The organism is Streptomyces sp. SM10 (genome assembly GCF_002910915.1).
GTDB lineage: Bacteria > Actinomycetota > Actinomycetes > Streptomycetales > Streptomycetaceae > Streptomyces.
This window is the reverse complement of sequence record NZ_NEUF01000071.1, coordinates 1-1556: the sequence shown is the minus strand read 5'-3', so window position 1 is coordinate 1556 and position 1556 is coordinate 1. Positions and strand designations below refer to the sequence as shown.

At 67.0% G+C, this 1556-nt stretch carries 3 protein-coding genes; 1 reads left to right on the top strand and 2 read right to left on the bottom strand.

The genetic code is table 11. The features are described from left to right. Window positions 1-63 precede the first annotated feature (63 nt). Complete coding sequence (locus B9S57_RS10685) at window positions 64-603, bottom strand: winged helix-turn-helix domain-containing protein (protein WP_103515313.1); 540 nt, start codon at window positions 601-603, stop codon at window positions 64-66. A gap of 185 nt (window positions 604-788) precedes the next feature. Then, the gene (locus tag B9S57_RS10680) at window positions 789-1061 is read right to left on the bottom strand and encodes an integrase core domain-containing protein (protein WP_103515312.1); all 273 of its coding nucleotides are present in this window, start codon (window positions 1059-1061) and stop codon (window positions 789-791) included. A gap of 83 nt (window positions 1062-1144) precedes the next feature. Here B9S57_RS10680 and B9S57_RS10675 point away from each other — a divergent pair. After that, a partial coding sequence (locus B9S57_RS10675) for a transposase family protein (protein WP_181011272.1) occupies window positions 1145-1556 on the top strand: 412 nt, incomplete at its 3' end.

The following is a 1556-nucleotide window of genomic DNA, read 5'->3' as shown; positions in this document are numbered from 1 at the left end:
GGCCCCGGACGCGCACGACCGGAGTCTGGCCGACCCGGCCCCAGGACCTCGCGCGTGGCGGCCTCAGCGACTGGCTGGCTTCGTCCTCGAAGACGATCCAGGCTCCGCGGGCCGCCGCTGTGCTTTTACCTCCGGCCACACCTCCTTCTTCCACAACTCCACTGCTTCGTCGTCCCGTTCGATCGCTCTGCGGGCCGGCTGCTGCCAGGACCAGCCGTGCCGCTTCAGCAGCCGCCATGTCCCCTCCACCGTGTAGCCGACGTGGAACAGCCGCCCGATCAACGTCTTCACCCGCGCCAGTGTCCAGCGCTGATCCGCCCAGCCGTGGGCGAGGGGGCCGCGCTCCAACTCGCGCTCAAGCCGAATGATTTGAGCTGAAGAAAGCCTCGGACGGCCTGGTGACCCCTTCGAGCGGACACCTTCCACACCTCGCTCCCGCCACTGCCGGCGCCAGCGCTCCACCGACCGCTCGCTCACCCTCAGCGCGGCCGCGATCTCCCTGTTCTTCCTGCCATCCTCGAAACGGCCGACCGCCTCCAGCCGGATCCGTTCCCTCGCCACCCTCTTGGCATCGGTCAAGCCGCCGCCCTGCGCGTATCTCACACCACACAGCTACCGACCCGGCTCAGCCGCCGGCAGGCGAACGACCCGACATCACCCAATCAAGTTCAGTAGCAACTGGCGGGGGCTTCATCGTAGGCGGCTACTCAGCCGCGACCTGACCCCTTTAGGGCCGACACGTCCGATTATGCCGCGAGTGTGAGGGGGTGGCTTCTTCGTTGCCGTTCCTAGTGCGGCGTCTGGTAGCCGATGGCTGAGTGGAGACGGCGGTGGTTGTAGTACGTGATCCACCGGAACGCGTCCGCCCTGGCCTCGGCCCTCGTCGGCCAAGTCTCCTTTCCGATCTCGGTTTTGAGGCTGCCGAAGAAGGACTCTGCGGCAGCGTTGTCGTAGCAGGATCCGGTCCGACCCATCGACTGGCGTATGTCCAGCTCGCGGCAGGTTTCCTGCATGAGCCGGGACGTGTACTGAGCCTTTTCCAAGCTGGCGGCGTTGACCACGAGCTGGACGGTCCTGCGTAACGACGAAGCTCCTGGTAGATGGGTTCTCGACCAAGATCACCCGTGTCCGCCAGGAGCTTCGTGTGCTTGTCTACCCGTCGTCGATCGATCTGTCCACCCGCACCCTGCGGTTCCTGACCGGGCAACTGACAGCCAGGCGGAGGGAGATCGGCACGCGGTGGCGGCGGCTTCCCGCAGCGCGACAGGCTCTGCTGGCCCTGGCCCACCTGCGGTGCGGTGACACCTACGCACAGCTCGCGGCCGGTTTCGGCATCGGGATCGCGACCGCCTTCCGCTACATACGCGAGGCCGTCGACACCCTGGCCACCCTCGCCCCGTCCCTGGCCGAGGCGATCAAGGCGATCCGGGCGAAGGCGTTCGTCATCCTCGACGGCACCCTGCTGCCGATCGACCGGATCGCCGCCGACACCCCGTACTACTCCGGGAAACACAAGCGCCACGGCATGAACGTCCAGGTCCTCACCGACCCGTTCG